The 25,600-nt window shown below is 62.6% G+C and carries 21 protein-coding genes, 1 tRNA gene and 1 pseudogene; 16 read left to right on the top strand and 7 right to left on the bottom strand.

Annotation, left to right across the window (positions count from 1 at the left end; all coding sequences use genetic code 11):
• Nucleotides 1-26 precede the first annotated feature (26 nt).
• From ABMA32_RS02695 to ABMA32_RS02685, 3 genes are all read left to right on the top strand, one after another.
• Nucleotides 27-281: a GlsB/YeaQ/YmgE family stress response membrane protein gene (locus tag ABMA32_RS02695; protein WP_292770233.1), complete on the top strand. Its 255-nt coding sequence runs from the start codon at nucleotides 27-29 to the stop codon at nucleotides 279-281.
• 31 nt (nucleotides 282-312) lie between these two features.
• The gene (locus ABMA32_RS02690) at nucleotides 313-459 is read left to right on the top strand and encodes a hypothetical protein (protein WP_349012180.1); all 147 of its coding nucleotides are present in this window, start codon (nucleotides 313-315) and stop codon (nucleotides 457-459) included.
• Between the two features lie 122 nt (nucleotides 460-581).
• Nucleotides 582-2,771, top strand: a complete 2,190-nt coding sequence (locus ABMA32_RS02685; protein ID WP_349012179.1) for a transglycosylase domain-containing protein — start codon at nucleotides 582-584, stop codon at nucleotides 2,769-2,771.
• Between the two features lie 6 nt (nucleotides 2,772-2,777).
• On the opposite strand, the pseudogene ABMA32_RS02680 reads toward ABMA32_RS02685, so the two are convergent.
• Nucleotides 2,778-4,034 (bottom strand): annotated as a pseudogene (locus ABMA32_RS02680) (cation:proton antiporter domain-containing protein); the annotation flags it as partial.
• Nucleotides 4,035-4,297: 263 nt separating this feature from the next.
• On the opposite strand from ABMA32_RS02680, the gene cysG reads away from it, so the two are divergent.
• The 6 genes from cysG to ABMA32_RS02650 all read left to right on the top strand — a co-directional run bounded on the left by cysG (nucleotide 4,298) and on the right by ABMA32_RS02650 (nucleotide 9,271).
• Nucleotides 4,298-5,743, top strand: a complete 1,446-nt coding sequence (cysG, locus tag ABMA32_RS02675) for a siroheme synthase CysG (RefSeq protein ID WP_349012178.1) — start codon at nucleotides 4,298-4,300, stop codon at nucleotides 5,741-5,743.
• Nucleotides 5,740-6,042: a DUF2849 domain-containing protein gene (locus ABMA32_RS02670; RefSeq protein ID WP_349012177.1), complete on the top strand. Its 303-nt coding sequence runs from the start codon at nucleotides 5,740-5,742 to the stop codon at nucleotides 6,040-6,042. Before cysG ends, ABMA32_RS02670 begins: the two co-directional genes overlap by 4 nt.
• 35 nt (nucleotides 6,043-6,077) lie before the next feature.
• Nucleotides 6,078-7,748: a nitrite/sulfite reductase gene (locus tag ABMA32_RS02665; protein ID WP_349012176.1), complete on the top strand. Its 1,671-nt coding sequence runs from the start codon at nucleotides 6,078-6,080 to the stop codon at nucleotides 7,746-7,748.
• Nucleotides 7,723-8,475, top strand: coding sequence for a phosphoadenylyl-sulfate reductase (locus tag ABMA32_RS02660; RefSeq protein ID WP_349012175.1), 753 nt, complete (start codon nucleotides 7,723-7,725; stop codon nucleotides 8,473-8,475). Before ABMA32_RS02665 ends, ABMA32_RS02660 begins: the two co-directional genes overlap by 26 nt.
• A gap of 68 nt (nucleotides 8,476-8,543) precedes the next feature.
• Nucleotides 8,544-9,071, top strand: a complete 528-nt coding sequence (locus ABMA32_RS02655) for a DUF934 domain-containing protein (RefSeq protein WP_349013312.1) — start codon at nucleotides 8,544-8,546, stop codon at nucleotides 9,069-9,071.
• 123 nt (nucleotides 9,072-9,194) lie between these two features.
• A tRNA-Arg gene (locus tag ABMA32_RS02650) sits at nucleotides 9,195-9,271 on the top strand.
• Here the strand turns inward: ABMA32_RS02650 and ABMA32_RS02645 are convergent.
• The 6 genes from ABMA32_RS02645 to ABMA32_RS02620 form a co-directional block, all read right to left on the bottom strand.
• Nucleotides 9,242-10,804: a recombinase family protein gene (locus tag ABMA32_RS02645; RefSeq protein ID WP_349012174.1), complete on the bottom strand. Its 1,563-nt coding sequence runs from the start codon at nucleotides 10,802-10,804 to the stop codon at nucleotides 9,242-9,244. The two genes, ABMA32_RS02650 and ABMA32_RS02645, sit on opposite strands and share 30 nt — an antisense overlap.
• Before the next feature lie 1,059 nt (nucleotides 10,805-11,863).
• Nucleotides 11,864-13,813, bottom strand: coding sequence for an AAA family ATPase (locus ABMA32_RS02640; protein WP_349012173.1), 1,950 nt, complete (start codon nucleotides 13,811-13,813; stop codon nucleotides 11,864-11,866).
• Between the two features lie 535 nt (nucleotides 13,814-14,348).
• A complete protein-coding gene (locus ABMA32_RS02635; RefSeq protein ID WP_349012172.1) occupies nucleotides 14,349-15,293 on the bottom strand; it encodes a hypothetical protein in 945 nt (314 codons plus the stop codon).
• Between the two features lie 632 nt (nucleotides 15,294-15,925).
• Nucleotides 15,926-17,236, bottom strand: a complete 1,311-nt coding sequence (locus tag ABMA32_RS02630) for a DNA methyltransferase (protein WP_349012171.1) — start codon at nucleotides 17,234-17,236, stop codon at nucleotides 15,926-15,928.
• A 30-nt stretch (nucleotides 17,237-17,266) separates the two neighbouring features.
• Nucleotides 17,267-17,866 (bottom strand): RES family NAD+ phosphorylase, encoded by a 600-nt coding sequence (locus ABMA32_RS02625; RefSeq protein ID WP_349012170.1) that lies wholly within the window; start codon nucleotides 17,864-17,866, stop codon nucleotides 17,267-17,269.
• Nucleotides 17,863-18,471 (bottom strand): antitoxin Xre/MbcA/ParS-like domain-containing protein, encoded by a 609-nt coding sequence (locus ABMA32_RS02620; RefSeq protein WP_349012169.1) that lies wholly within the window; start codon nucleotides 18,469-18,471, stop codon nucleotides 17,863-17,865. Before ABMA32_RS02620 ends, ABMA32_RS02625 begins: the two co-directional genes overlap by 4 nt.
• Nucleotides 18,472-18,602: 131 nt before the next feature.
• Between ABMA32_RS02620 and ABMA32_RS02615 the strand changes: the two genes are divergently transcribed.
• The 7 genes from ABMA32_RS02615 (at nucleotide 18,603) to ABMA32_RS02585 (ending at nucleotide 25,450) form a co-directional block, all read left to right on the top strand.
• A complete protein-coding gene (locus ABMA32_RS02615; protein ID WP_349012167.1) occupies nucleotides 18,603-19,442 on the top strand; it encodes a hypothetical protein in 840 nt (279 codons plus the stop codon).
• The gene (locus tag ABMA32_RS02610) at nucleotides 19,439-20,545 is read left to right on the top strand and encodes a hypothetical protein (RefSeq protein WP_349012166.1); all 1,107 of its coding nucleotides are present in this window, start codon (nucleotides 19,439-19,441) and stop codon (nucleotides 20,543-20,545) included. Before ABMA32_RS02615 ends, ABMA32_RS02610 begins: the two co-directional genes overlap by 4 nt.
• Complete coding sequence (locus tag ABMA32_RS02605; RefSeq protein WP_349012165.1) at nucleotides 20,538-21,977, top strand: hypothetical protein; 1,440 nt, start codon at nucleotides 20,538-20,540, stop codon at nucleotides 21,975-21,977. The genes ABMA32_RS02610 and ABMA32_RS02605 overlap by 8 nt, the downstream gene beginning before the upstream one ends.
• The gene (locus tag ABMA32_RS02600) at nucleotides 21,977-22,642 is read left to right on the top strand and encodes an AAA family ATPase (RefSeq protein WP_349012164.1); all 666 of its coding nucleotides are present in this window, start codon (nucleotides 21,977-21,979) and stop codon (nucleotides 22,640-22,642) included. Before ABMA32_RS02605 ends, ABMA32_RS02600 begins: the two co-directional genes overlap by 1 nt.
• A gap of 33 nt (nucleotides 22,643-22,675) precedes the next feature.
• Nucleotides 22,676-23,335 carry an AAA domain-containing protein gene (locus tag ABMA32_RS02595; protein ID WP_349012163.1) on the top strand — a complete coding sequence of 220 codons (660 nt, stop codon included), beginning with the start codon at nucleotides 22,676-22,678 and terminating at the stop codon, nucleotides 23,333-23,335.
• Between the two features lie 84 nt (nucleotides 23,336-23,419).
• Entirely contained in the window at nucleotides 23,420-23,995 is a 576-nt protein-coding gene (locus tag ABMA32_RS02590) for a hypothetical protein (protein ID WP_349012162.1), read from the top strand.
• A 783-nt stretch (nucleotides 23,996-24,778) separates the two neighbouring features.
• Entirely contained in the window at nucleotides 24,779-25,450 is a 672-nt protein-coding gene (locus ABMA32_RS02585) for a LuxR C-terminal-related transcriptional regulator (RefSeq protein ID WP_349012161.1), read from the top strand.
• Nucleotides 25,451-25,600 lie beyond the last annotated feature (150 nt).

Raw genomic sequence — 25,600 nt, 5'->3', positions numbered from 1 at the left:
TGCCTCGCAAACGGAGGGAAGTCGCCATGGGCATTGAAAGTCTGATTGTATTCCTCATCGTCGGCGCGATAGCCGGCTGGCTGGCCGGGCTGATCGTCAAGGGCTTCGGCTTTGGCCTGCTCGGAAATATCGTCGTCGGTATCGTCGGCGCGATCATCGCGGGCTGGTTGCTGCCACGCATCGGCCTTATCATCGGAGGCGGCATCATCGCCGACATCATCAACGCCGTCATCGGCGCGGTGATCCTCCTGCTCATCATCCGGCTCGTCAAACGGGCCTGAACCGAGCCTAACCTACATCAGGAGTGCGCCGATGCGGCAGAACCAACTCTATCTCGTCATCGGCGCGCTTCTCGTCGCTGTCATCGCGCTTGGCATCTATGTCTGGCGCGAGGAATCGAAGCCGGACGGCGTCGAGCTGAGAATCGACGAATCCGGCGTTTCCATCGAGCAGAACTGAGCGTCGGGGTCGCGCGGCCCCGCTGCGCGATCCCTTGCCAGATTCAGCGCACTTAACCCCACCTTAAATCGCCGCATTTAGCGTTCAGGCGGATATATCTCCGGACTGGACCAGCATATTTCATGGCGAAAAGAGGCGACCGGCGCATCGAGCCGACCTTCGACGGCCCCGCAAAAGGGCGGTCGTCGCGTGATCTGTCGGTCAGCGAGGACGACCGCGTGATCCCGTCGCGGCGCAAGAAGCCCGCGCAAAAGAAGCGGGCTGCCGCCCCACGCGGGCGTTCCCGGCGCCGCAGGCCGGGCTTGATTCGCGTGCTCGGACGCCTGACCTATTGGGCCTTCGTCATGGCCATCTGGGTCGGCATCGCGGGCGCTGGCGTGGTGCTTTACTACGGCGCTCAGATGCCGGCGGCCACGACATGGTCGATCCCCGATCGTTCGCCCAACATCAAGATCGTTTCCGTCGACGGCAGGCTGCTCGCCAATCGCGGCATGACGGGCGGTGAATCCATCGGTCTGCACGAGATGTCTCCCTACATCCCGCAGGCGGTGATGGCGATCGAGGACCGGCGTTTCTATTCGCATTTCGGCATCGACCCGATCGGCCTTGCCCGCGCCATGAGCACCAACCTCCTGCAGGGCCGCTTCAGCCAAGGTGGTTCGACGCTGACGCAGCAGCTCGCCAAGAACCTGTTCCTGAAGCCCGACCGAACGCTTGAGCGCAAGGTGCAGGAAGTGCTGCTGGCGCTCTGGCTGGAGCAGAAGCACACGAAAGACCAGATCCTCGAAATGTATCTCAACCGGGTCTATTTCGGCTCGGGCTCCTACGGCGTGGAAGCTGCGTCGCGGCGCTATTTCGGCAAGTCGGCGCGCGACGTGACGCTGGCAGAGGCCGCACTTCTGGCCGGGCTGCTGAAGGCTCCGTCGCGACTGTCGCCTGCCCGCGACCCCAAGGCAGCGGAAGAGCGCGCGCAGCTCGTGCTCGCCGCCATGCGCGAGGAAAAGATGATCGGCGACAAGGAGCTGACGGTGGCGATGACCGCGCCGGCGACGCGCGCCGCCGCTTACTGGACCGGTTCGGAAAACTATGTTGCCGACCGGATCATGGAGGAGCTTCCGGGCCTGATCGGCGAAGTGCGCTCGGACATCATCGTCGACACGACCGTCGATCTCGATTTGCAGGAACTGGCGGAAAAGTCGATCCGCCGGCTGGTCGATGAGAACCGCGAGAAGCTCAACGTCAGCCAGGGCGCGCTCGTCTCCATCGACAATTCGGGCGCGGTGCGCGCCATGGTCGGCGGCTACGACTACGCCACCAGCCAGTTCGACCGCGCCTCGGAAGCGCGGCGGCAGCCTGGTTCGGCCTTCAAGCCGTTCGTTTTTATGGCCGCGCTCGAACAGGGCCGTACGCCCGACAGCGTCCGCAACGACGCGCCGATCAAGATCGGCAAGTGGACACCTGAAAACTACAACGGCAAGTATTACGGCAAGGTCACGCTGGCGACGGCACTGGCGAAGTCGCTGAACTCGGTCGCGGCCCAGCTCGCCATGGAAGTCGGGCCGGAGGCGGTGGTCGAGGCTGCGCACCGCATGGGCATCGAAAGCGTCCTGCAGGCCAACACCTCGCTGGCTCTGGGCACGTCCGAAGTGACGCCGCTTGAGCTGACGGCGGCCTACGTTCCCTTTGCGAATGGCGGCTATCGGCCGGACGTGCATTTCGTCCAGCGCATTACGACGACGGAAGGCGAAGTTCTCTACGAATTCACCGGCGGCGCCAACCCGCGCGTCGTGCGGGGGGAAGTGGCCGGCATGATGAACAGGATGATGACCGGCACCGTCGAGACAGGCACCGCGAAGAAAGCGGCCTTCGCCTGGCCGGCGGCCGGCAAGACCGGCACCAGCCAGAATTCGCGCGACGCATGGTTCGTCGGCTACACGGCCAACCTGACCACGGGCGTCTGGTTCGGCAACGACGACGGCGCGCCGATGAAGAAGGTAACCGGCGGCGCTTTGCCGGCGCAGGCGTGGCATGAGTTCATGGTTGCCGCGCATGAAGGCGTGCCTGTGGCGGCCTTGCCTGGGACGCAAGGTGTGACCTACGGCTCGGACAACTCGATGCCGGCTGAAGCGCCGCTGGTCCAGGACCTCGATGCGTTCCCGGAGGCTCCGGCGACGGACCGGCAGGCGCAACGGATAGATACTCCTCAAATCTCCGAGGACTCAACTTCGTCGATCCCGCGACCGCCCGGCGACGTCGGCCAGCAGGCACCGCGACGCTCGACGTCCATCCTTGACATCCTGACCGGCGGCTAAAGACTTTTAGGTAGCGGTAGGCTCCTCTGCCGCGCCGGCTTCCTCAGCCTTCGCGCCCGCCGGCTTGCCCCTCGGGCGCGTACCCATCACTTCCTCGACGATGCCGCGCGCGATCTCGCGTTCGCCCATGATGACCGTGTCCGCGCCGAGCCCGGTCAGGTGATCGACCTCCGCGTCCGAGTTAGCGCGCGCGATGATTTCTATCTCCGAATTGGCGGTACGGCCGCGCTGGACGATGCGTCCAGCCTCGAAGGCATTTGGAATGGCAAGGATCAGGCGTTTCGCGCCGGACGGATTCGCGGCTGCGAAGATATCGGCATTGGCGGCATTACCCGCGATGGTCTCGATCTCATCGGCCTTGAGACGCGCGAGCGTCTTGTCGGAATCCTCGATGACAAGGAACGGCAGGCCACGCTCCCTGAGCGACTTGGCGACCAGAGTGCCGACGCGGCCGTAGCCGACTAGGATCGCATGATCCGAAAGCTCTGTTGGAGGGGGCGGGCCGTCTTCCTCGGGCAGGGGTTCCGACGCCATGACGGGCGCCTGAGTCGCAACAGCTCCGATTTCCGTGGCGGGCCCGATCGGCTTCGGCTCCGCGACTTGCGTCAGCGGTTCACCGAACTTCTTCTCCAGCCATGGGCGCAGCCGCACCACGCCGGCGAAAACCAGCGGATTGAGCAGGATCGACAGGATGGCGCCTGCGAGGATCAGATCGCGGCCTTCCTCGGGCAATAGCCTGAGGTCGACGCCGAGTTCGGCAAGGATGAAGGAGAATTCGCCTATCTGCGCAAGACTGGCGGAAATCATCAGGGCGGTGCTGACCAGGTGCCCGAAGGCCCTCACGATCAGGAAGGCGGCGACCGATTTGCCGATGACGATGATGAACAGCGTCGCCAGAACCGGCAAGGGATGATCGACCAGGCTCATCGGATCGAACAGCATGCCGACCGAAACGAAGAACAGAACCGAGAAGGCGTCGCGCAGCGGCAGCGATTCCTCGGCGGCGCGGTGGCTGAGTTCGGATTCGCTCATGATCATGCCGGCGAAGAATGCGCCTAGCGCCAGTGAAACGCCAAAGAGATGGGCCGCCCCGAACGCAACGCCAAGCGCGATCGCCAGAACCGCGAGCCGAAACAGTTCGCGCGAGCCTGTGTGGGCGACATAGTGGAGCACCCATGGGATGACGCGGCGGCCGACCACGAGCATCAGCGCGACGAACACGGCGACCTTGGCAAGCGTGATGACGACCACGCCCCAGATGCCGAAATCGGCAGGCAGCGCGAAGACCTGGATCGTGGGCGCAGGCTCTTCGCCGTTGATGCCACCCAGCACGCCGCCCGCAGGGTCCCAGATGTTCCTGCGACCATGCCAAAGCGGCCTCAGGCGACAACGTTCATGGAAAATTTTTGCTTCAAGCATGATAGTTGCGAAAAATCGATTGCTCCCCTGACCGGGCCAAGCGACCGCATTTCTTTAGAATTCAGGGCCTTGGCGATAGAACGATCTTTCAGATATCGGAACCAGCTATGATCAAGGATGTGCCCAGACTGAACGCCTTCCCCATTTTCATGCGGGTCGAAGGCGAAGTCGTGGCCATCATCGGCGACGGCGACGAGGCGCTTGCCAAGGCACGGCTGCTCGATCTATCGAGCGCCGCGTTGCGCATCGTGTCGGCCGACCCCGAACCTGCGCTGTGCGAGTGGATATCGGCAAGCAGCCGCGAACATCGCGCGCATGACTACTCGCCAGCCGATCTCGACGGAGCGACGCTCGTCTTCGCCGCGACAGGCGACGAGGCGCAGGATCGCCGGATCGTGGAAGATGCGCGAGCCGCCGGCATTCCGGTCAACGCCGTCGATCGGCCGGAGCTTTGCGACTTCTTCACGCCGGCGATCGTCAATCGCGCACCGCTCGCCATCGCCATTGGAACGGAAGGCGCCGGACCGGTGCTCGCACAGATGGTGCGCGCGCGGATCGACCAGTTGCTGTCCCCTTCGCTCGGGCCGCTTGCGGCGCTGGCCAGCGCGTTTCGCGAGGCGGCCGAACGGCTGGTTCCCAGGGGCGAGGCGCGGCGCCGCTTCTGGAGCGAATTCTTCCGGGGTGCGCCCGCAAGGGCGATGGACGCCGGCGACGCGATTTCCGCGCATCGCGCCGCCACCGAATTGCTGTCCACCTCGACGGCTGCAAAGGGCCATATCGCGCTTGTCGGCGCCGGGCCCGGAGCCGAAGACCTGCTGACGCTGCGCGCGCAGCGTCTGCTGATGGAAGCCGACGCCATCGTCCACGACGCGCTGGTGCCGGAGGCGGTAGTCGCCATGGGCCGCCGCGACGCCGAGCGTATACCCGTCGGCAAGCGCAAAGGCTGCCACTCCAAGAGCCAGTCCGAGATCAATGCGATGCTGGTCACGCTTGGCCGCGAAGGCCGCCGTGTCGTCCGCCTCAAGTCTGGCGACCCGCTCGTTTTCGGGCGAGCCGGCGAGGAGATGGCGGCGCTGCGTGAAGCCGGAATTTCGTACGAGGTCGTGCCTGGCGTGACAGCGGCCTTTGCAGCGGCCGCCGATTTCGAGCTTCCGCTGACGTTGCGTGGCGTCACCTCCTCCATGGTGTTTACCACCGGTCACGACCTCAAGGGCGGCTCGCTTCCCGACTGGGCGAAGCTCGCGATCTCCGGCGCGACGGTCGCGGTCTATATGGGGCGCTCGGTCGCGGCCGACGTCGCTTCGCGCCTGATCGATGCTGGCCTCTCGCCCGACACGGCGGTGGCGGTTGTGGAGAATGCGAGCCTGCCGACACGCAGGCGGTTCCACGGCACGCTGGCCGACCTGCCGACGCTGGAAGATCGCGCCGACCTCACCGGGCCGGTGATGACTGTCATCGGCGATGCGGTCGCCGGCGCCAATTTCGAGAAGTCAGAGCCGCTTGCCGCGCGCCGGAGCATTGCCCGCACCGAGCGGCAGGGAGCGGACGCATGAAGATACTCACTGCAAACAGATTGAACGACGGCGAAGCCGTGTGGTTCGGCAAGGACGGCGTCTGGATCGAGACGATCGAGGCTTCCGACATCGTCGGCGACAAGGACGGCGAGGCAAGGCTGGAAGCGATCGGCAAGGCAGCTTCCGACAACAATGAGGTCGTCGACGTCAACCTGATCGACATCGATGTGTTGGACGGTGTGATCGTACCGCAGAGATTGCGCGAGAAGATTCGCGCCGCCGGCCCGACCAACCGGCTCGACCTCGGCAAGCAGGCGCGGACGGAAGCAGGCGCGTAGAACAGAAACGGGCGGACGCGCCCTGAAAGACGAAGATGTATCGCTACGACGAGTTCGACCATGATTTCGTGAAGGCCCGGGTTGCCGAGTTCACCGACCAGGTGCAGCGCCGGCTCTCAGGCGAGTTGACGGAAGACCAGTTCAAGCCGCTGAGGCTGATGAACGGCGTCTACCTGCAGCTCCACGCCTACATGCTGCGCATCGCAATCCCCTACGGCACGCTGAGCTCCAAGCAGTTGCGCATGCTCGGACACATCGCGCGCAAGTATGACAAAGGCTACGGCCATTTCACCACGCGGCAGAACATCCAGTTCAACTGGCCTGCGCTTTCCGACATACCGGCGATCCTCGCGGATCTCGCCAGCGTCGAGATGCACGCCATGCAGACCAGCGGCAACTGCATTCGCAATGTGACGGCGGACCATTTTGCGGGTGCAGCTGCCGACGAAGCGGCCGATCCCCGTCCCTATGCCGAAATCCTGCGGCAGTGGTCTTCGGTCCATCCCGAATTCTCCTACCTGCCGCGCAAGTTCAAGATCGCCGTGACCGGCGCCGAGCGCGACCGCGCCGCCATCCAGACACACGACATCGGCCTTCACCTGAAGAAGAACGACAAGGGCGAACTCGGCTTTGCCGTCTATGTCGGCGGTGGGCAAGGCCGCACGCCGATGGTGGCGAAGAAGATTAGGGATTTCCTGCCGGAGGAGCACCTGCTGTCCTACGCGACTGCGATCCTGCGCGTCTACAATCTCAACGGACGCCGCGACAACAAGTACAAGGCGCGCATCAAGATCCTGGTGCACGAGACCGGAACTGAGGAATTCGCAAGACAGGTCGAGGCCGAATGGGCGGAACTGAAAGGTGGCAACCTGACGCTGCCCGATGCCGACATCCGCGCCATCGATGCTTATTTCGCACCGCCTGTCCTGCCGGCGCGGCTGGAAGGCGACGGGGCCGTTCGCGTGGCACGGCTCGACTCGAAGAGTTTTAGCGAATGGCTCGACCAGAACGTCATCACGCACAGCCATCCCGACTATGCCGCCGTGACGATCTCGCTGAAGGGCATCGGCGAGGTTCCGGGCGACGCCACAGCCGAACAGCTCGAGGCTGTTGCCGATCTCGCGCAGGAGCTTGCGTTCGACGAAATCCGCGTCAGCCACGAGCAGAACCTCATCCTGCCGCACGTCGCGCGCGCCGACCTGAAGGCCGTCTACGACCGACTGGTGGAGATTGGCTTCGCCACCGCGAACTCGAACCTGATCAGCGACATCATCGCCTGCCCCGGCCTCGACTATTGCGCGCTGGCAAACGCCCGCTCGATCATCGTGGCGCAGAACATCTCGAACCGCTTCGCCTCGCTGGAGCGCCAGCGCGACATCGGCGAACTGAAGCTGAAGATATCCGGCTGCATCAACGCCTGCGGCCATCATCACGTCGGCCACATCGGCATACTGGGCGTCGAGAAGAAGGGCGCGGAACTCTACCAGGTGACGCTCGGCGGCTCGGCCGACGAGAACACGTCTGTCGGAGAGATCATCGGGCGCGGCTTTGGCCCCGACGAGATCACCGATGCGATCGAGACGGTCGTGGACACCTATCTGCGCATCCGCCTCGATGCCGGCGAGAAGTTCATCGACGCCTATCGCAGGGTCGGCCCCGCGCCGTTCAAGGAGGCGCTCTATGGCGGCGAAGCCAAGGCTGCGTGACGGCGAGGCGGACGCGCTTGCCCGCGCGGCCGTCCTCGATGCCGCTTACGGTGACCTGCCGGCCGAGAGGATCGTCGAGCTGGCGGTGCGCGAGGAGTTCGTGGGCAGCATCGCCCTCGTTTCCTCTTTTGGCGCGGATTCGGCCGTGATGGTCGACATCGTGGCGCGCGTCGATCGCGATGTACCCGTGCTTTTTCTCGAAACCGGAAAGCACTTCGGCGAGACGCTTGCCTATCGCGATGCGTTGGTCGCCGATCTGGGCCTGACGGACCTGCGCGTGCTGACGCCCGACGCGGCGGCGCTGGAGCGCATCGATCCCAGCGGGCGGCTGCACGAAACCGACACCAACGCCTGCTGCGACGTCCGCAAGGTCGAGCCGCTGGCGCGCGGCGTGGCGCCGTTCCAGGCGTGGCTCACCGGTCGCAAGCGCCACCAGGCGGCAACACGCGCGGCGCTACCCGTCTTCGAGGCCGTCGGTTCGCGCATCCGGGTCAATCCGCTGGCGCGCTGGACGACCGCCGACCAGGCCGATTACATGCGCAGCCATAAATTGCGCGAGAACCCCCTGGTCGCCTACGGATATCTCTCGATCGGCTGCTTTCCCTGCACGCAGCCTGTGCAGCCGGGCGAGGATGCCCGCAGTGGACGCTGGGTCGGACAGGCGAAGACCGAATGCGGCATTCACCTTACCGGTCTCAACGCCTCGCTTACGGATGCTGCGCTATGACGACATCCAACGTGATCCGCCATCCGACTCTGGAAACGAACGCCATAATAGGACATATGCTCGCGCCCATGACCGAGACCAACGCGAAAACCATCCGCCTATGGACGCCTGCGGGCTTCCGCGACGACGAATGGACCCATGCGGAGGACGCAGATGCCCTGCTGGGCAACGGCCGCTTCATCCTCTCGCTGCAGGCGTTCCTTGCGCTGGACCCCGTGCAGCGGACATCGGCGAAGGAAAGGCTGGGCGTCCTGCTGCAGCCAGGCGACAAGCTGGAACACGTCATCGACCTGCTTGACGACCTGTCGCTGGTCGCGCTGGCGTTTCCGGCCTTCAATGACGGCCGCTCGTTTTCCAAGGCCGAATTGCTGCGCGCCCGCCACGGCTTCAAGGGTGCCGTCCGCGCCACCGGACAGATCCTCGTCGACCAGTTTCCGCACATGCTGCGCGTCGGCTTCGACGAGTTCGAGCTTACGAATCCGGTGCTGATCCGACGGCTGGAAGCGGGCGAGACCGGCGGCCTCGGCCTCTACTACCAGCCTGCGGCTGGTGGCCCTTCCACGCCGGGCCAATATGCCTGGCGGCGGACACGCTGACCTAACCAAAACCGCCTGCCTAAAACCTACAGCAGCGCTGTGAAATGGATTGCGCCCGTTGAAGCTGCCGTCGACATCGGCTATGACACGCAAACTTCCGGCCCCGCCGAAGCATTTCGGTAAGCACCCGTAGCTCAGCTGGATAGAGTGCTGCCCTCCGAAGGCAGAGGTCACAGGTTCGAATCCTGTCGGGTGCACCAATTCTCAATATTTCGCGTTTTAATCGCCCCTTGGCCGTCGGGAGGGGCGATCTCGGACCTTTTTTTTATAAGAAGATCAAACGGTTGACGGAAGGTGACCTCCACCTTTCCGTCATCCCAAGTGCAGTTCGATAGTACAATTTTCAAAAGACGGCGCCTCTGCTCCGGATTCTGATCCGAAAACGTGGCGAGAGCCTCGTGCGCGAATTCGAGAAGCTTAACCCCCTCGTTTTCCGAGGTTTTTAAGGCATCCCGATGTCCCTGGGCCTCCCTGAGGACCTCAACCTGCTCCCGCTGCCATTGGTTCGAGAGCCGAGCAAACTGCGCCTCCTCGACCCGCCCCTCCAGCTTGTCCACATACATCGCGTCCAGTCGCTTCTGCAGCCTTTCGCTCTCGGCTTCGAGACGAGCGATGGCATCCTCGTGAGTCGCGCGCCTATCTGCATCAAGATGATTCCAAGCCGAACGGACCCACTGGAGGAGTTCGGGATCGATCGTCAGCGAGCCGAGCGCTTCCGCCACCTGCGGATCGATCAGTCGCTCGGGAAGACGGGAGCTGCGGCAGGCCTTTGGATCGCGCGTGCATAGTGTTCGATATGCGGTGGGCTCGTAGTAGACGTACTTGCCCTTTTTGATGTCCCCCGTAACGGCGCAGCCACAATGACTGCAGGAGATTAGACCCTTGTAGACGAACTCATGCGGACCTCCATCGTGACAGCTACCCCTTCCATCGAGAGTATCTTGGGCGCGCTGCCAAAGCTCTATTGATATCAACGGCTCATAGCTGCCTATATAGAAAATTCCGGCGTAATCAAAATCCCCTGTGTAAATACGATTCCGAAGCACTCTGTGTATAAGGGATCTTTGAAGTGGTCGCTTATATTTTCCAAAACGAAAACCCTCGGATTTGCAGATTTTTTGTATTTCATCTAATGTCTTTCCTTCTGCGCACAATTCGAAAATTCGATAGACGTAGAAGGAAGTTTCTGGGCAGGGAACTATGATTTTGTCCTTGCCAGCTGGGTTATGCGTATTTAAGTATCCGATGGGAGCGTAGCTAGGCCACATTCCTTGAGATGCTTTCTCGTGCATCCCTTTCCGAACTTCTTCCTTTAGATTGTCAATGAAGTTTTTCGCCATAACGACCTTGATGCCGTGCATGAGCTTGTCGCTCGAACGGGAATTTGGCGATATTATTGTATTCTCTTTGATGAAATGAATATTTACACCGAGTTCTTCAAGAGTTATCCAATCTTTTGGATTGCGGTATAGTCTATCAACTTTTTCAACGAGAATTGTCTTTATGTGTGGGTTCTTCGTTAGGTATTCTACCATTCTCTGGAAGTTACGTCGTCCAGACTGCTTAGCAGACTCAATGTCTACAAACTCCTCGTGCACTTTGACGGGTATCTTTTTTATATAGTCAAGATATAGCTTTCGCTGTGCAGGAATTGAAAATCCGTCTGACTGCTCTTTAGATGAGACACGCAGATAGGAAACCCCATCATCTTCGTCATCAAGAGTCGTGCTCATTTTCAACTCCGGTCCCAGGTTCATTGTATTGCTCGGGTCACTGCGACTGTAAGGGCGCCGCGCGCCTCTTCCGTGGTCTGGAAACGCGCGGCTTTGAGTGCGGCACTGGAGGAGTGCTGATCCTGCGAGGCACAGCGACGCGACGCTGGCCGGTATCGTTGTCGTTTGCCGCACCAAGTTCGCGATCGAGCTTCCAGTCACATAGAACTCGGAAGAAGCTAGGTACCAAGGTCGAGAACTGTCGCAGTTCATCAGCACTTGAAGGTCGACCGAGGCGCTTTTCCCAGAACTCGGCCGTGTCCGGTGGTAGGTTATCATTCGAGGCGCTTGGGCGCGATTTCCGCCGTGGTGTGCAATTCGGGTCTGAGACTGTCAGCTTGGGCATTGACACAACTCCACTCCTGCCAGCCAGGGCGCACGCCCTGCCGGACCGTTCGATACAACAACGCGCGCGACGCTGAGTATGTCTCCGACCATGCCACACCCCCAAGGAGACCTCCCGGGCGGTCTGGCCTCCGCAGGCATCCGCTCATGTGCGGTCGAGGTGCCCCCGTCCTCTCCTTCATTGGCCATTCGTCGAGCCTCCTTCTCCTCCCGTTCTGATCCGTCAGCGACTGCCCCGGACCTTTTGGGCGCCGACATCAACCGCCAGTTCGATATTCCCGTCAAGAGAAAAATGCCTGCTAACCAACTGAAAGGATTCGATAAATTGTCTCTGCGAATCCTTTCAGGCCGCTTCGAATCCTTGGGCATTAGCCACTGAAAGATCGTCTCCAATCCTACTCTGAAGCTCATGTGGGGCGATCGCGGGATCGTCATCCGAAGGCCCGAACTGGAAACAAAACGGGGGTGAGGCATGAACAACAAGGAATCGCGATCCACTCCCCCCGGGATGCCTGAGTGAAGCCTTTCGATCGAACTTTGCATGAGTGGGTGGGCGACGTCGCCAGGCAGTTGCCTGACCCCGGACGGGGCGGCTTTGGCTGCCTTCGCGGCCCGATATCAGCGCAAGAATTTCGAACAACCAGCATCGCGACACTGCGCCGCCGCGTCGCGCGATCAGGCCTTGAACACTTCGGCAATCTCTCCAGCGCATCCAGTCCCGTCCGTCGCAACGAGAAGCGCGGAGATATCGTTCGCGACTAGCCGCCCACCCCTGAGAAGACGCTCCGCAGCGTCGGTGATGGTGGCCCGGTGCTGCGCGGCGATCGAAGTGGTCCGCTTCATCTGCTCCGCAAGCCGCGCCTCCACCCGATCCCGCAGGACGAAGGACATCTGCAGGCTTGCCATCAGTTCCTCGTCCTGGTCGGCCGACAGGTATGCCAGCCCCTGACCCAGTCCGTAGGACGCCTCGATCCGCAGCGCGGCAAGAGTGGCATGGTGCAAGTCGCTACCGGAAGCGCCGCCGGCGCTGGCCGATCGGCCCTCGAGAAGCACCTCCTCGGCGGCGGTGCCGCCAAGAAAGACGCAGATCTGGTCGAGCAGGTCCTGCACGGTCCGTTCCTGGAACGGTGGCTCCCTGTACTGGACGCGGCCGAGAGAGAGGAAGCCGGATGCGTTGGATGCCGTCGGCCCGACACGCAGTTCGACATGATCCATCGGTCGCCCGAGCACGACTGCTACCACGGCATGGCCCGCTTCATGAATGGCGGCGCGGCGCAGTAGCGCGGGCGGAACCGTCTGGAGTGCGGGTAGAGGCGCGACCAGGTCTTCCAGGATCATCGCCCGCCGTTCACGCCGAGCCTTGCGGCGCGCGTCGCGAACGAGCTGTTCGAGACCTGCGCCGCTCCAGCCGGCTGTCCGCTGCGCGATTTCGGAGAGGTCTGCTCCCTCCAGCGTCTCGCCGAGGTGCCATCGAAGGATGCCCACCCGCGCCGGCTCGTCCGGAAGCGGCATGCGCACGTGGCGGTCGAGGCGGCCAGGGCGAAGCAGCGCCGCGTCGATGCGCTCCGGCTGGTTGCAAGCGCCGACGATGACCACACCGTCGTTGCGCTCGGCACCGTCGATGCATTCGAGCAGCCCCGCGACGACCTCGGTGCAATAGTGGGCGCTGTCGCCGCTAAACTTGTCGCGGTCGCCGACAGCGTCGATCTCGTCGATGAACAGGATCGACGGAGCCTTCTCCCGAGCTTCTGCGAAGGCTGCCCGCATTGCTTTCAGCAGATCGCCGAGGTGTCCGTGCGACTGCCATTGGGCCAGCGAGCCGAGCACCAGGTGAGCCTCGCAGGTAGAAGCGAGGGCACGGGCAAAGGTCGTCTTGCCCGTCCCTGGCGGACCGCTGACGAGGACGCCCCGATCAACGTCGGACCAGCTGATCCGACCTTCCCGCCAGTCCCTGAGATCAGTGGCCAGTTCCTGTCCCCAGGCGCCTGCCTCGCCGAGGCCGTGAAGGTTGGCCAGATCCAACCTTGGTGGTTTCCGGACGTCGGCGACTGCCAGCGCTTTTCTCATCGCATCGAGCGACGCGGAGATCGCGCGCCCGCGCCGCAGCATCGAGGCGATGAGTGAGAGCGGCATGTTCGCGATCTCCTCGGCTGCCTCCGCTTCGATCGGCTTTCCGATGCAGAGTCGGACGGCTGCCGTGACGTGTCGTGCGGTTGGGCGCTGGAGCATGATGACATCGTCGACGGCCGCTCGAACCCCTGCCGGAACCTCGCCAGGAGTCCTTGCCAGAATGATCAGCCGGTCCTCCCTCAGGATCGCGTTGTCCAGGGACTTGAGCTTCTTGGCCTCCCCGCCCCAAAGGTCGGACGCTTTCACCACCCGTGCGGTGTCATCCCTCGATGTCCACAGGCGCTTGCCAGGTCGCAGAAGCGCGACCTGCGCTGCCTCCTTGAAATCCTCGTCGTCGGCGCCGTCGGGAAGGATCAGAAGGAGTGCCAACGCCGTCCCGCGGCGCAGGCGCCGATCATCACGACAGGCACTCATGATCGAGCAGTAGGCAAGGAACCTGCCGACGGTCTTGGTGGCTTTGGCCCGCACCTGCGGCGTCATGCGCTTGCGGCTCATCGGGCAGCCCCTCTGCGCAGGATTCGAGCGTCGAGCACGCCGAGGTTGACGAGCCACGCCGCGACCACCCTGCAGGCAGGGTCGCCCCCCTCCAGCTGCCGGGATAGGAGTTCAGTCAGGACAGGTGGTAGGGAATGCTTTCCGTAGCCCCCGAGGCGGACATACTGGATGACCATGCTGATCACGACGGCAGGGTCCTCGATGGGTCGAATCCTGCAGTCGCAGGACGAGATCGCCCCCTGTCGGCTGAGCGCGATACAGCTGGGTGTGTGCCCGAGGACGTCCTGAAGTACGTCTGACCCGGCCAGATAGCGGGGCGGGACAGTGGGTCGCGGCAGCGCTGCTCCTGGGTCGGTTCCCGCCGTGCTCGACCCTCCGAAGATGGCGCTAAAGGACTCCCGCTGGCCGGGCTGTCGGGGCGGTGGGGTGTTGGAATGCCGTCGCATGGCATGGCTCTCCTGTCGGGTCGGCGCCTAGCGCGATCCGTGCTGGTGGAATCGGAATTGGGTCGAGGAGGAAGGCGGCCCGGAGAGTCCTAGTGGAGACCCGGCCTCTGGGCGTATCCGAAGCGGCGCTCGGTGGAGCCGGAAGCCTTCAGGCCGATGACCTCGCCGCCAAGCGGCGACGCCTCATCTGGCTGCCCCAAAGGATTCAGCGCAGCAGCGCCTGGTCCCCCGCGAACGGGGTGTCCGAGCACTGTCTTGCACCGCAGCTCCAGCTCCTCCTGGACGCGCCTTGAAAAGCCTTCGCGGACCTGTTTGACGAATCCTGCGGTGCCGTCGGTGCCCAGAAGTTCGTCGATCTCGGAGAGCCGGAAGACGCCACGCACATGGTCGGAAATCTCGTCCGCGCCGTCGACGATCGCGGTCTCGACCGAGACCAGCAGGGGACCACGGTTCTCGGCTATCCATTCCGATGCGATCGCCGCCACCGCAAGCATTCGAAACCGAAGCCGGTCGATCTCCTGCGGGCGGTAGGAAGGGAGCGAGCGCTTGATGTCAAGGATCAGCCCGGAGTGCTTCGCCCGGTTAACGACGAAGAGGTCGGGCCTGTAGGATTCCGTGGCATGGACGCGTGACGGAAACCTGATGCCCTTGATCTCATCCGACGGCGTCCGCTTCAGCATCTCCTGCGCCGCCGGAACGATGGGCATCGGCTTCGGCGGCAGCAGCATGAGATCGGGATCGCGTCGCACCGCCTGCGCGATCGAATCTTCGAGCAGTCGCCCCTCCTGCATCACGGCCGAGCGGCAGAAGCCGAACACGGATGCGTAATCGCCGAAGGTGTTGTCGTCCCGGGTCTCACCAGCGAGCGCCGCCGCCATCGCCTTGTTGACGAGGGAGCCCACATCCGCCTGATGGGTATCCTTCGGGACCTGCGACCCGACCTGTCGATAATGGCGTCGATAACCTGCCAGCCTCGCCACCGAACTGCCGCGCGCCCCTTCCGGACGGCGGCCCCGCCATCTATCAATCCCCATAGCCCGATAACCTCTTCAACAGGTGTTTGGGTCAGGCCTTCGTCAGGTGTTTGCCGCACCCGGCGGAGGCCGTTTCTCGTCCATGCCGCAGCGTGAACGATCGCAACCGATCGGGATCTTATGGGGATCTCAAGTCCCAGGCGCCGGCATGGTTAATTTCAGTACGGGAATGGGTCGTCGCATGCGCGTTGACCGTTTCTTGGGATTTCACAAATGACCGGTTGGCGCCCGAATTTCAGTCATTCGCCACTGTGTCGCTGCTGCCAAAAAAGCTGCCGTTCTAAGTGATGCGGGGCCGTGGGGAAACTTCACTTCAACTGCAGGTAACGCTCGCGCGGTTCTGCTCTGTGGCCGAACGACTGGATCCTCCATTGGACTTAACTACGGTACCGCTGATCTGTGACAGAACGGCGAAAACCGCATTGGTAACGCCTCTAGGCGAGACCGAACCAGCGTCGCCATCGACATCAAGATCGTCGCCAGCGAACCGCGGGTCATTGCGGAGGTTGTGAGGTTGGTGGGCTCGGACACGACCGATTTCATCGACGCGGTGGTGGAGAGTTTTCACCAGGAGAGCGACAACAGTAGGTCGCGCTGATCGTTGCAGGCGGCCTTTCGACCGAGCAGCCTGACTAGGCAGGCTTGGTAAAGCAGAGCACCGACTCAGTTGCACCGGCTGGACGCTCGTAGTTCTTCCGCCCCGGATTGATGTCGGACATCGACCGAAGGTGGAAGTCCTCGCGCTTTGAGAACGTCAGGCCCTTCCGGGTGCTCATTTCCTTGAGTATCTGCGGCAGGTCGTTGTGGATGTCCTTGTAGTAGGAATCCTGCACCACAAAAACCGCGCGGCCGCCGGGCTTGAGTGCGGTCGTAACCCGACCCAGCGAGCGTGCTATCTTGTCGAAATAGTCAAGGTGAGTCTTATAGTAGTAGCCACCCGACGCCTTGGATGGATGCGCCTTGAGCCCAGCCAGAAACCTTGTGCAGGTACGGCCCCAACTCTCATCGATTTCGATCGTGTCCTGCGGTACCTGGACCGAGCCAATCATCTGGCGCCCGAGGTCGCGAGGCTTCACCTTAAGAAGCGGGCCGAGCACGGCGAGCTCGATGCGGGTCGCTGCCGTATAGTCGATGCGGGTGCAATATGGCGGCGAGGTCAAAACGAAGTCGATGCTCGATGCCGGCACCGCCATCTTGGCCGTGTCGGAGAGCTGGATGGTGCTCGCAGCAGCGGCGAAATCTAGTCCGGACGTATCCTCAATGAGTTGCCTGGCCGCCAGAGCGTCGGACATCCCCCGAACGTTCTCAGCAAATTGGTGGGCAACCGCGTAGACGGTCGGATCGAGCCGGTCATCGTCTGCCTTCGGCAATTTGATCCACGTAGGGTTGGACGATTGCAGTGTCGCAGCGAAACGGCGGCAGGCAGCGAAAAGCGCCACATAAAGCGTGGCCGCAGTGCCCGAAATCTTGTCCAGGTGGATGCCGTCGGGAGACTTGGTGATCCCGCCCACAAGGGAGCGGCGGATGTTCCGCTCGATGCCGCGGATCAGCCTTGCGGCATCTGGCTGAAACCAGGAAAGCAGGGGGTCGTCGGCAGCCATCACCACCGGGGCGCTGCGAAGTTGCGAAAGTATCGTCGCCGCGAGCGGACGCAGGTGGTCTGCTTCGCTCGGCGGGAGCAAGCGCGCGCGCGCGACAATGATCATCACGGGGTTGAGGTCGATGCCGATCGATTTGAGGCCGAGTTGGCTCGCGGCGTAAGTCGTGGTCCCACTACCGTTCCACGGATCCAGCACGACGGACTCGGCGCCAAGCTGGGCGCTTTCGAGCATGTCGCGGACGAACTGCTCGGGAAAGCCCGCATAGTAGGGAAAGAATCCTTCCCAGCCGGTCTGCAGCTTTTTGTTCCGTTTCGGCGAACCGATCTTGAGGCGTGCTCGCAACTGTTTTTCTCGGTATGGAAACACTACGCCTCACGATACTCCAAATCCGCGCTCGCGGCGAATGGTGATCTGAAGTCGCTCCAGTTCCGGCATGAGTTCGGCCACCTGCAGCAGGGAAACCGGAACACTGCCTGAAAGGCTTGGCAGCGCCCGCTCGTAGATTGCAATGCAGCGCGCATTGGTCAGTCGGGAGTGAAACAGAATGCCGTCGACGTGAGGCAGGAGGTCATGCAGGAGCTCGGAAAACTCCTGGCCTCGCCCGTGGTCGCGCGCCCTGTTTGCGTCCGTGTCGATTCCGAGCTCGTAACTGCCCGCGCCAGTAAGGTCTACAAGCGCCAGTTCTCGCAGAGACGAGATGGCGGTGACGCAGAGCGCATCAAGGTGCGGCCGGTAAAGAAACCGGCGCTGCTTGCCTTGGAAGCGATCACGGACGACGGCCTCTGCGAAGGCGGTCGCGAAATCTTCGCCGGCATAAAGAACCTTGAATTGGCGCGATGGACTCGAAAAGCGGCTCGAGCCAAACCCGGCACCGGTCGGCTGGCCGCGATGGCGGCCGGGAAGGATGCGCGGCCAGTCGCTGACCCCAGCCGTGATGATCCTTTCACGGATTTTCTTGGCGACAAGCTTCACGCGTAGTCCAGTGCACCTTCAGCAGCGCTCAGCACGGCGTCGAGCTTGCCGGCCCTCAGTTCATCGACAGGCGCGTTGCCGCCGGTCAGGCGGTTTGGTGTCACCAGCCACTCCCAAGCCTCCTCGGCCGAGGAGAACATTGGCGTCACCCGGTCGAGACCGCTGATCGGAGCGCGCCGGTCGAACTGGCGCAGGGGGTAGACGTAGTTGCGCACACCCTTCCGGAGCGCGACGACTTTATTCCCCTTTCGCCAGTTATCGAGCGTCGCCCGCGCCACCTTTAGTCTGGCGACAACCTCGCCGGCGCCGACCAGCTCGCTTTCAGCCCAGTCCGTTGCATCATCATCCTCGGTGACTTTGTCCAGCCTCCGTGCGCCTTCCGTGGCAGGCAGGACGCGTCCAATTCCCTTGCCGACGAGCACGTTTCCGGTCGGACCACCGGTATGGGCCGGCGCGGCGGGCCGATGACGCTGTGGCGGCGCAACGGTTTCAGGCAGGGGGACCTTTAGGTCGACGGCAAGCTGCACCAGCGCGCTCATATCGAGACGATGCACCTTGGCCTCAATCGCCTGTGTCAGTACCGCCCTTTGCTGGCTCTGTTTCATGTCTCGCGCTCCTTGCCTATGCAGAATAGGCAATATAGGCAGATTGTGCAATAGCAATGTTTGACGGCGGCGAGCGTTCCTGTGAGAAGCATGGTATTGCATGGAAGAGCGTGGAGAGCTATATAGCTCATATGTCCCGAACGATGCCCATTGCCGAAAAGCTCGCCCGCAACGCCGAAAGGCTGCAGCAGGCCTATGCCGGCCTTGCCAAAGCGCTGAGTTCAGGCGATGCGGCCGCGCGTGAGCGGTCACAGGCCAAGATATCGGAATTCAACGCCGAATATGAAAGCCTTGCCGAGCAGCTGCGCTTCGCCGAACTCGAAGCGCGCGAACTCGCAGCGCCGCGCGGGCGCAAACCGGCCAAGCCGCTCCGCGAACTCGCTCTCGATGCGCTTGATGATCTCGGCGTTCCGGTACCACCCGCGCTCATCGCTGACCTTACAGAAGCCCTCACCGGTGTCCGCCCGTCACCCTCACGCTTTGCCAGCCTGCGGCGCGACGAGGAAAATGCCGCCCGGCGTAACATCGCTGCCAAGCCCGCCTGGATCGTCCCTGCCATCAATGCGGCCGAACTGACGGCCATCCCCCGCCTCCTCTGTAGTTCGGCCTGGAGCCTTGAGCGCCGCATCGTTGGATCTCGCAGCCTGCGGACCGATCACCTGCGTATCGCGGAAAGCCTGGCGCGCCGCCTCAAGCAATTGCGCGAGGCGGGGGCACCCGAGTCCAAGAATATCGACCGCCTCCTGTTCCCCATCGCCCGAGCAATCCCCGGCGCGACGGAGACGGGCAAGCTGGTCGATCCAGACAAGGTGAGCGATGCGGCGCGCGCTGAGCTTGCCGCCCTCGACCAGGCTGACCAGGCGGAACGCGGAGAGGCCTGCGCCAGGCTTGCCAATGCAAGTTCGCATGTGCGGCTCTGGGGGCGTCCAGCAATCATTGACACGATGGCGGCGGCGAGGGCGATCAAATGACCCCCGAAAACGCCCGTCTTCATCAGCTGCGCGGGGGACTTGCGCCCGTCGAAGTGGGCGCGCGCGGGATTGAAAGCATCGCTCGCAATGCAGACTGCACGCGCCTGCGTGCAATCGTCATCGCCGGCCTTACGCCCAACGACGTGATAAAGCACGTGCTGGGCGAGGCGGCCGACGTCATGTCGCCCTTTGCGATGACGCTGACGCAAGCGTTCGAACGGCGCCTTCTCGACAATGCAGGCGGGTCATTGCTGACCGTCTACCGCGAAAAAGGGTACTTGGAACCTCAGGACGCCAAGATCGTCAACGTGGCCGATGTCGCACCGCGCGATACACATGTTGACCGTATTCGCCGCGAACGCGAGACCCGCCGGCTCATCGACCTCAAGATGCGTGGGGATCCCACGGCTCCCAACCTCATCCTCAAGCCGCGTCTCACCCTCACCATCGTGGGCGTCAGCCACGCCATCGAGCTCGACTATCTGGTGGCGAGCGACAAAGAGCCATTCTACCGCGCGGGGGTCATCAAGAGCTATGCCGATCGTGGTGGCAAGACCAACAATGCCCATGTCCGTTCGGCCTACCGGGAAGCTGCGGTTGGCACGCTGGCCTTGAGGCAGCTGCTGGAAGAGGCGGGGCGGCCGGGGGACCTCGCAGGCGACCGTGTCGACATGGTTCTCAAAGCGCCTGCCTCGTTCAGCCCCCGGCTTTTCGCGGCACAGCGGGCGGAGTCGGAACTTGCCTCCTTGAGCCGCGCTCTGTCTGCTGCGCCGAGCGATCTCGACCAGATCGAGCAAATGCTCCCTGCAGGAGCTTCCCTCGCCGACCCCGCCGTCATCGAGGGATTGCCCAACCACTACTGCTCTACCTGCAAGGAGCACTGTAGCCTCTGGAAGCATTGCCGCGCCCAGGCACAGGCGCAGGGCAATGCGATCATTTTGGGTGACCAGGCAGCCGAGCAACTGGCCGCCGCCGGGTCCCTCAACCGCGCCATGGATCTCCTCAATGGCGTCGGCCGCCCTCCCGATAATCGTGCCGAAGCAGTTCTCGCAGCGGAGCTTCAGGCTGCCTCGCTGCTGCTTGAGAGGATCGCCAATGGCTGATCTCCTTGCCGTCGTTGCCCGGATGCGCGCGCTCGAAAAGGGCGAGGCTGTCCCCATTGTCAGCCAGAGTCAGGTCATCATCCAGCCCCATGCTCGGATCGTGACAATGCTGTCGATGGCCGGGGAGGATACATCCGTTCATGCCGTCGCCATCGGCCGTCAGGGGGTTGCTCCGCAGATCAAAGTCGCCCCCGATCCTCGCCGTCGCGACGATCAATACGAGCTGCTGCTGTGGCTGCTGCCACAGTTCGAGGACTATTATGCATGGTGTCGCGCCGAGGGAACGTTTCCTCAGATCTGGGTATCCTCGGATGGCGCACTCGGGCACCTCGATACCCTCGCCGATCGCCTGCGCTTCACCGAGGACACGCAGGTAAAGCGGCTCGGCGAATTGTGGACCTATGCCGGCGAGCGCTCGCCCATCGCCGGACAGCAGGCGCTGATCAGCGCTACGACCGCCCTCAGAGCCCACTACGCGACGGGTCAGCAGGATACCGAGGACGAACATCTGGGCGCGTTGCTCACCTGGATCGACCCACCCGCTGGCCGCGATATCCTCGCTGCAGTCGCTATGGCGGAAACTCAGCCCATGGGCGCCAAGACCGATCCCAGTTTCGACGCAGCTGAGCTGCAGCCCGCTGTTGCGCTTTTCAATAAAGCGCGCCAGGACGGTGATGTCCGGGCAGAAGCCTTTCACGCCGGCCGCATCCAGCAGATGCTCGAAACCGTCATCCGCCCGATCTACGCCGCCACCCAGCGGGCCATGGCCATCCTCGATCGACCGCGCTGGAAGGCAAACGCCGCACTGGACATTCTCGGCAGGCAAGAAGCCGCCCACTTCGCTCGCTTCATGCAGAACCGGGACGCCGGCTATCGGCTTCCATACAACGACTCCGCCAAGGCGGCGGCCTTCAAGATCGTCGCGCGCGAACGCGCCGTCGACAATGTCGAGGCGGCCTCGATCCGACATGACCGCGCCGCGCGAGAACGAGGCGCAGAAAGCGGCAGGGTGCTGCGTGGCACGATCGTCGGACGGGACAAGGTCAAGCTGGCGCCTTACACCTTCGAGACGCGGATGGTGCTTTCGACGCCACAAGAGAGCCTACACCTGCGCGCCGGGGAGGAGATCTGGAACCTCGACGATCCGAAGCTATGCCTTCGCGTTACCGGGATCGAACGCCGGGGCCCGTTCAGCTGGGTCAGCGGTATTGTGGAAAAAGGCAAGAAGGCCGCCCTGCTGCTCAATATCGGCGATGTCGTTGATCTTGGTCCGCACGATCCTGACTGGGATGCCTCGATCCGCGAATTCGCTCAGATGAGCACGCGGCTGGCGGTACCGCCATGGACGCATTCCGAGGTCATGCCGCCACCCGTCCCCTCGACCAGGCCGCGGCCGAACGATTTGCTGGCCGCTGTGGAAAGGATGGTTTGATGAGCGATCCCCAGACCCTCGCCGACGGCGCACTGCGCGAAATCCTTGAGAGCCAGAGGCAGGGCGCTCCCGCCGTTGTCCTGCGCTCGCCCCCCGGCGCCGGCAAGACCGGCGTAGCCCAGCGCGTGGCGCTGCAGAGCGCCCGTGCGCTCGAACAGCGCTGCATGGTGGTGACCCAGACTAACGAGCAGGCATTCGACGTGGCCCGCCGCCTCGGCGGCAATGCCGAAGGGTTTCCTATTCACCTCTATACGCGGCGCGGACTCGAGCTTCCCGCCGACATCCGTGGCCATCGCAACATAAGGATCATTGAGAATTTTGCGGATATTCCGCAGCAGCCGGGCATCACCATCGGCAATGCCGCCAAATGGAGCTGGATCAATACCGGCGAGACGATGTTCGATCTCCAGATCGTCGATGAGGCCTTCCAGCTGCCCGACTATCGGTTCCAGCTGATCGCCAATCTGGCGCCGCACCATGTCCTCATCGGTGACCCCGGCCAGATCGAACCCTTTGTTGATTGCGAGATCGAGCGCTGGCGCTGCAACCCTGCCGGACCGCAGGTGTCCTCGCCCGCAGCACTTCTCAAACGGCATCCCGGCGTCATGCAGCTCGCGCTGCCGGTGTCGCGCCGGCTTAATACCGATACCGTGCGCCTCGTATAGCCCGCATTCTATCCGGACATGCCATTTCAGGCGATGAGTGCGGACCGCGAGCTTACCTTCGAGGTGGCCGGGATCATGCCATTCGACGCTGCCCTCGATGCGGTGACGGGGGGTGCCAAGATCGTCATGGTCGAGCTGCCGCCGCAACTCACCGGCGAGCGGGACGAAGAGATTGCCGACGAACTTGTAGCCTCCATTCGCCGGCTGCTCATGCGCGGGCCGTGGGTGCGGGACGATAGCAGGATAGAGCGTGTGGCACCCAATATGATCGGCGTGGTCGCCGCCCATGTTAGTCAGGTCAACGCCGTGCGCGAACGGCTCGGTCCGGACCTTGCGGACATTTTCGTTGAAACCGCAAACCGCTTCCAAGGTATCGAGCGCCGCTTCATGTTTGTCCATCATCCGCTTTCGGGACGTGCCGACGCATCCGCCTTCCACCTCGATGCCGGGCGTCTGTGCGTTATGCTTTCGCGCCACCGGGTGGCCTGCTGGATCTTTGGCAGGCAAGGCATTGCCGGTCAGCTTATGGGCTATGCGCCGATCGGGGATCGCGCCCTGGGCATCGACGAGGACCCCGAATATCGTGGCTGGCGCGCACATCTGACCGTGATGTCCTGGCTTGCCAAGGCCGGCCGCGTCTATCCGGCGGTCTATGGCATGGCTCCATCCAACGCCAGTCGCGCGGCGCGCTAGGCGGACTCGTTGCTCTGGCGGTGACCAGGTCTCGGGCTGAACCGGACGATAACGGCGACGCCTAGGGTCCAAGAAGGAGCGCTCATGTATACCCCGGTTCCCCAGCCGATTTCGGAGGCTGTCGCCGCACTGTGGGCCTTCAATGGCCAGCGGCCTGATAATCGCTTTGGGGCGCCGCAATTGCTGCGACTCAAAGCGGCGTGCGCAGACGCCTATGGGTTCGGTGCGCAATTCTGGTTCAGTTTCTCGCTGTCAGAAATTCTGCGCTCGCTCGGATGCCCGATGTACCTGCCCGTCGATCGCCGTCGGCTGGCGCTCCCGCCGGAAGAGGCGGCGGAGAAGCTCCACCCCACCTTGACCGCGACGTCGGCCAAAGTGAGCTATCTTTGCCCTCTCGACTGGGCGGACGATCCGTCAGACGTGACGTTCGGTGACAACCAGATTAGCCGTTTATCTTCTGCCGAGCTGCAGGAGATCGCTGATGCGCCGCGCCTCGCCCGTGCCTTCCCGAACCGCAGTCTCAACTGGGATACGCTCTCGCAGTTCTATTGGCTGGTTGTCGAAGAAACCGTACCTGTTTCGACCGAGCCTGGCCATCGGGCCAGCGACCGCGTGAATCCTCAATCCGACTCTGCGTTCATCGAAGATGCTCTAGGGTAGTAGGTCGGACGATCGTGCAGGACCTTGGGGTAGCGGCCGATGCAGTCTGCGCCTACCTTTAGCGCATTCTCAGCGTTGAAGGTGATCGTAGAAGCGCCACTGGCACGCAGCCGTGCGGGGAGGGTGAGGCTTGCCCCAACTGCGCATCGCTCCGATCTTCATCACCCAGTGCACAAGCGCGTGACGTTCATCGCGATGATCGCGGAGAGGATCGAAGGGCTCAGAAGGCCTGAAAAACGATCGGGGGAACGTTCGCGGACGTTACCTGGACCACCTCAGACCTTTCGCATCGGGAGAACTTTCGCTGTCCGGCCTCCCGCAATCTCGAACTCCCGAATCCTTTCGATGAGCCAGCGAAGCTGAGTGTCCGGATGCGCTATTGCAGTTCGGTACTCGTCCAGCATGGTGCGCCAAGAAATAATCGATTTCGTCGACTTACTCTGTTTGCGCTTAGCCATGGCCTCGCATCCAAATTTGTGGGGTAACACCCGGGTCACACGATCCAGGTATTTGAGAATCCTCATGGGGAACTGTTATCTGGTTGGTCTCGCCAAGTTCGCCTAAGTACGACATATCTCCCAACGGTAGCTTGCATCGCCCGATTGCTTCGTGGCCTCGAGTGGCGTCTGCTTGCGACGAATCAGTTGATCGACCGCTAGTGTAGCGAATTGGTAAGACACAAAAGTGTGATAACTGTCGGTCATTAAAGTTAATCGTTCGTTCCGTTTGACGATCTGCTGCGCCGCGATACGTTGTTTCGGGGCAGAGTGGGTGTAGCGTGGGATGATTGCAGTTCTCGTTAGCGAAAGTACGATTATTCTGAGCGCCCTGGAGCGCTGCATTCAAGGCGAGTTCGGCGAGATCAAGAAAGTCCGCAAGCTTTCGCAGCTTCGAGCGACAGAAGATTGGTCAGAGGCATCAATAATCTTCGACATGGCGCATGCGGCACGCGGCTTGGAGGATCTGCTCGCGTTCGGCACCAGCAATCTGAAACACTGCGTGGTGTTGACGCGGGAAGCCGATGACCTTCATGCACTGGCGCCGCTGGTCGGTGTGGTGGGCGCGATAATTCTGGACACCAGCAACCTTGAAGACGTAGCCCAGGCGGCCCGCATGGTGCGCAACGGTCTGCACGTCCTGCCAATGCAGATGAAACCGATGTTGTCACGTCCAAATCCAGGTCCGAGACTGACAACAGAGGCGACGGCCTCTCTCACCGCCAGGGAGAATGCGGTCCTTACGCTCGTCACACAGGGCTCCAGCAACAAGGTCATCGCGCGCAAGTTGGGCATCAGCGACAGCACGGTGCGTGTCCATGTGAGGTCGGTGCTCAAAAAGCTGGGAGTTCAGAACCGTACGCAGGCCGCATTGGTCGTGCTCGACAGGCGCGGCAAGGGCCCGCAACTCGTCCAGATGGAGCGTAATCAGCAACTTCATTCGCCACAGGCCGGCTAGTCTGCGCAGCCTAGCGGAACGAAACCACCCGTCGTTGCGCGCAATCGGTGCAGTCTCACCCGATTGCGGCCCGCGCAACGTGGATTGATTGCCTCCGGACGAAAGTCCGGCACATCAAACTTCTCATCATTGAGTCTGTGGGACAAGTAT

This window comes from Mesorhizobium quangtriensis (assembly GCF_040081925.1).
In the GTDB taxonomy this organism is placed as follows: Bacteria; Pseudomonadota; Alphaproteobacteria; order Rhizobiales; family Rhizobiaceae; genus Mesorhizobium_K; species Mesorhizobium_K quangtriensis.
This window is presented reverse-complemented; position numbering and strand designations above follow the sequence as displayed.

What these genes read in the sequence shown, in the direction of transcription:
- ABMA32_RS02605 (WP_349012165.1), top strand. Translation starts at nt 20,538, where the DNA reads ATGGCTGATCTCCTTGCCGTCGTTGCCCGGATGCGCGCGCTCGAAAAG.
- ABMA32_RS02665 (WP_349012176.1), top strand. Translation starts at nt 6,078, where the DNA reads ATGTATCGCTACGACGAGTTCGACCATGATTTCGTGAAGGCCCGGGTT.
- ABMA32_RS02690 (WP_349012180.1), top strand. Translation starts at nt 313, where the DNA reads ATGCGGCAGAACCAACTCTATCTCGTCATCGGCGCGCTTCTCGTCGCT.
- ABMA32_RS02655 (WP_349013312.1), top strand. Translation starts at nt 8,544, where the DNA reads ATGACCGAGACCAACGCGAAAACCATCCGCCTATGGACGCCTGCGGGC.
- ABMA32_RS02640 (WP_349012173.1), bottom strand. Translation starts at nt 13,813, where the DNA reads ATGAGCCGCAAGCGCATGACGCCGCAGGTGCGGGCCAAAGCCACCAAG.
- ABMA32_RS02695 (WP_292770233.1), top strand. Translation starts at nt 27, where the DNA reads ATGGGCATTGAAAGTCTGATTGTATTCCTCATCGTCGGCGCGATAGCC.
- ABMA32_RS02670 (WP_349012177.1), top strand. Translation starts at nt 5,740, where the DNA reads ATGAAGATACTCACTGCAAACAGATTGAACGACGGCGAAGCCGTGTGG.
- ABMA32_RS02600 (WP_349012164.1), top strand. Translation starts at nt 21,977, where the DNA reads ATGAGCGATCCCCAGACCCTCGCCGACGGCGCACTGCGCGAAATCCTT.
- ABMA32_RS02585 (WP_349012161.1), top strand. Translation starts at nt 24,779, where the DNA reads ATGATTGCAGTTCTCGTTAGCGAAAGTACGATTATTCTGAGCGCCCTG.
- ABMA32_RS02660 (WP_349012175.1), top strand. Translation starts at nt 7,723, where the DNA reads ATGGCGGCGAAGCCAAGGCTGCGTGACGGCGAGGCGGACGCGCTTGCC.
- ABMA32_RS02595 (WP_349012163.1), top strand. Translation starts at nt 22,676, where the DNA reads ATGAGTGCGGACCGCGAGCTTACCTTCGAGGTGGCCGGGATCATGCCA.
- ABMA32_RS02620 (WP_349012169.1), bottom strand. Translation starts at nt 18,471, where the DNA reads ATGAAACAGAGCCAGCAAAGGGCGGTACTGACACAGGCGATTGAGGCC.
- ABMA32_RS02610 (WP_349012166.1), top strand. Translation starts at nt 19,439, where the DNA reads ATGACCCCCGAAAACGCCCGTCTTCATCAGCTGCGCGGGGGACTTGCG.
- ABMA32_RS02635 (WP_349012172.1), bottom strand. Translation starts at nt 15,293, where the DNA reads ATGGGGATTGATAGATGGCGGGGCCGCCGTCCGGAAGGGGCGCGCGGC.
- ABMA32_RS02685 (WP_349012179.1), top strand. Translation starts at nt 582, where the DNA reads ATGGCGAAAAGAGGCGACCGGCGCATCGAGCCGACCTTCGACGGCCCC.
- ABMA32_RS02615 (WP_349012167.1), top strand. Translation starts at nt 18,603, where the DNA reads ATGTCCCGAACGATGCCCATTGCCGAAAAGCTCGCCCGCAACGCCGAA.
- ABMA32_RS02645 (WP_349012174.1), bottom strand. Translation starts at nt 10,804, where the DNA reads ATGAGCACGACTCTTGATGACGAAGATGATGGGGTTTCCTATCTGCGT.
- ABMA32_RS02590 (WP_349012162.1), top strand. Translation starts at nt 23,420, where the DNA reads ATGTATACCCCGGTTCCCCAGCCGATTTCGGAGGCTGTCGCCGCACTG.
- cysG (WP_349012178.1), top strand. Translation starts at nt 4,298, where the DNA reads ATGATCAAGGATGTGCCCAGACTGAACGCCTTCCCCATTTTCATGCGG.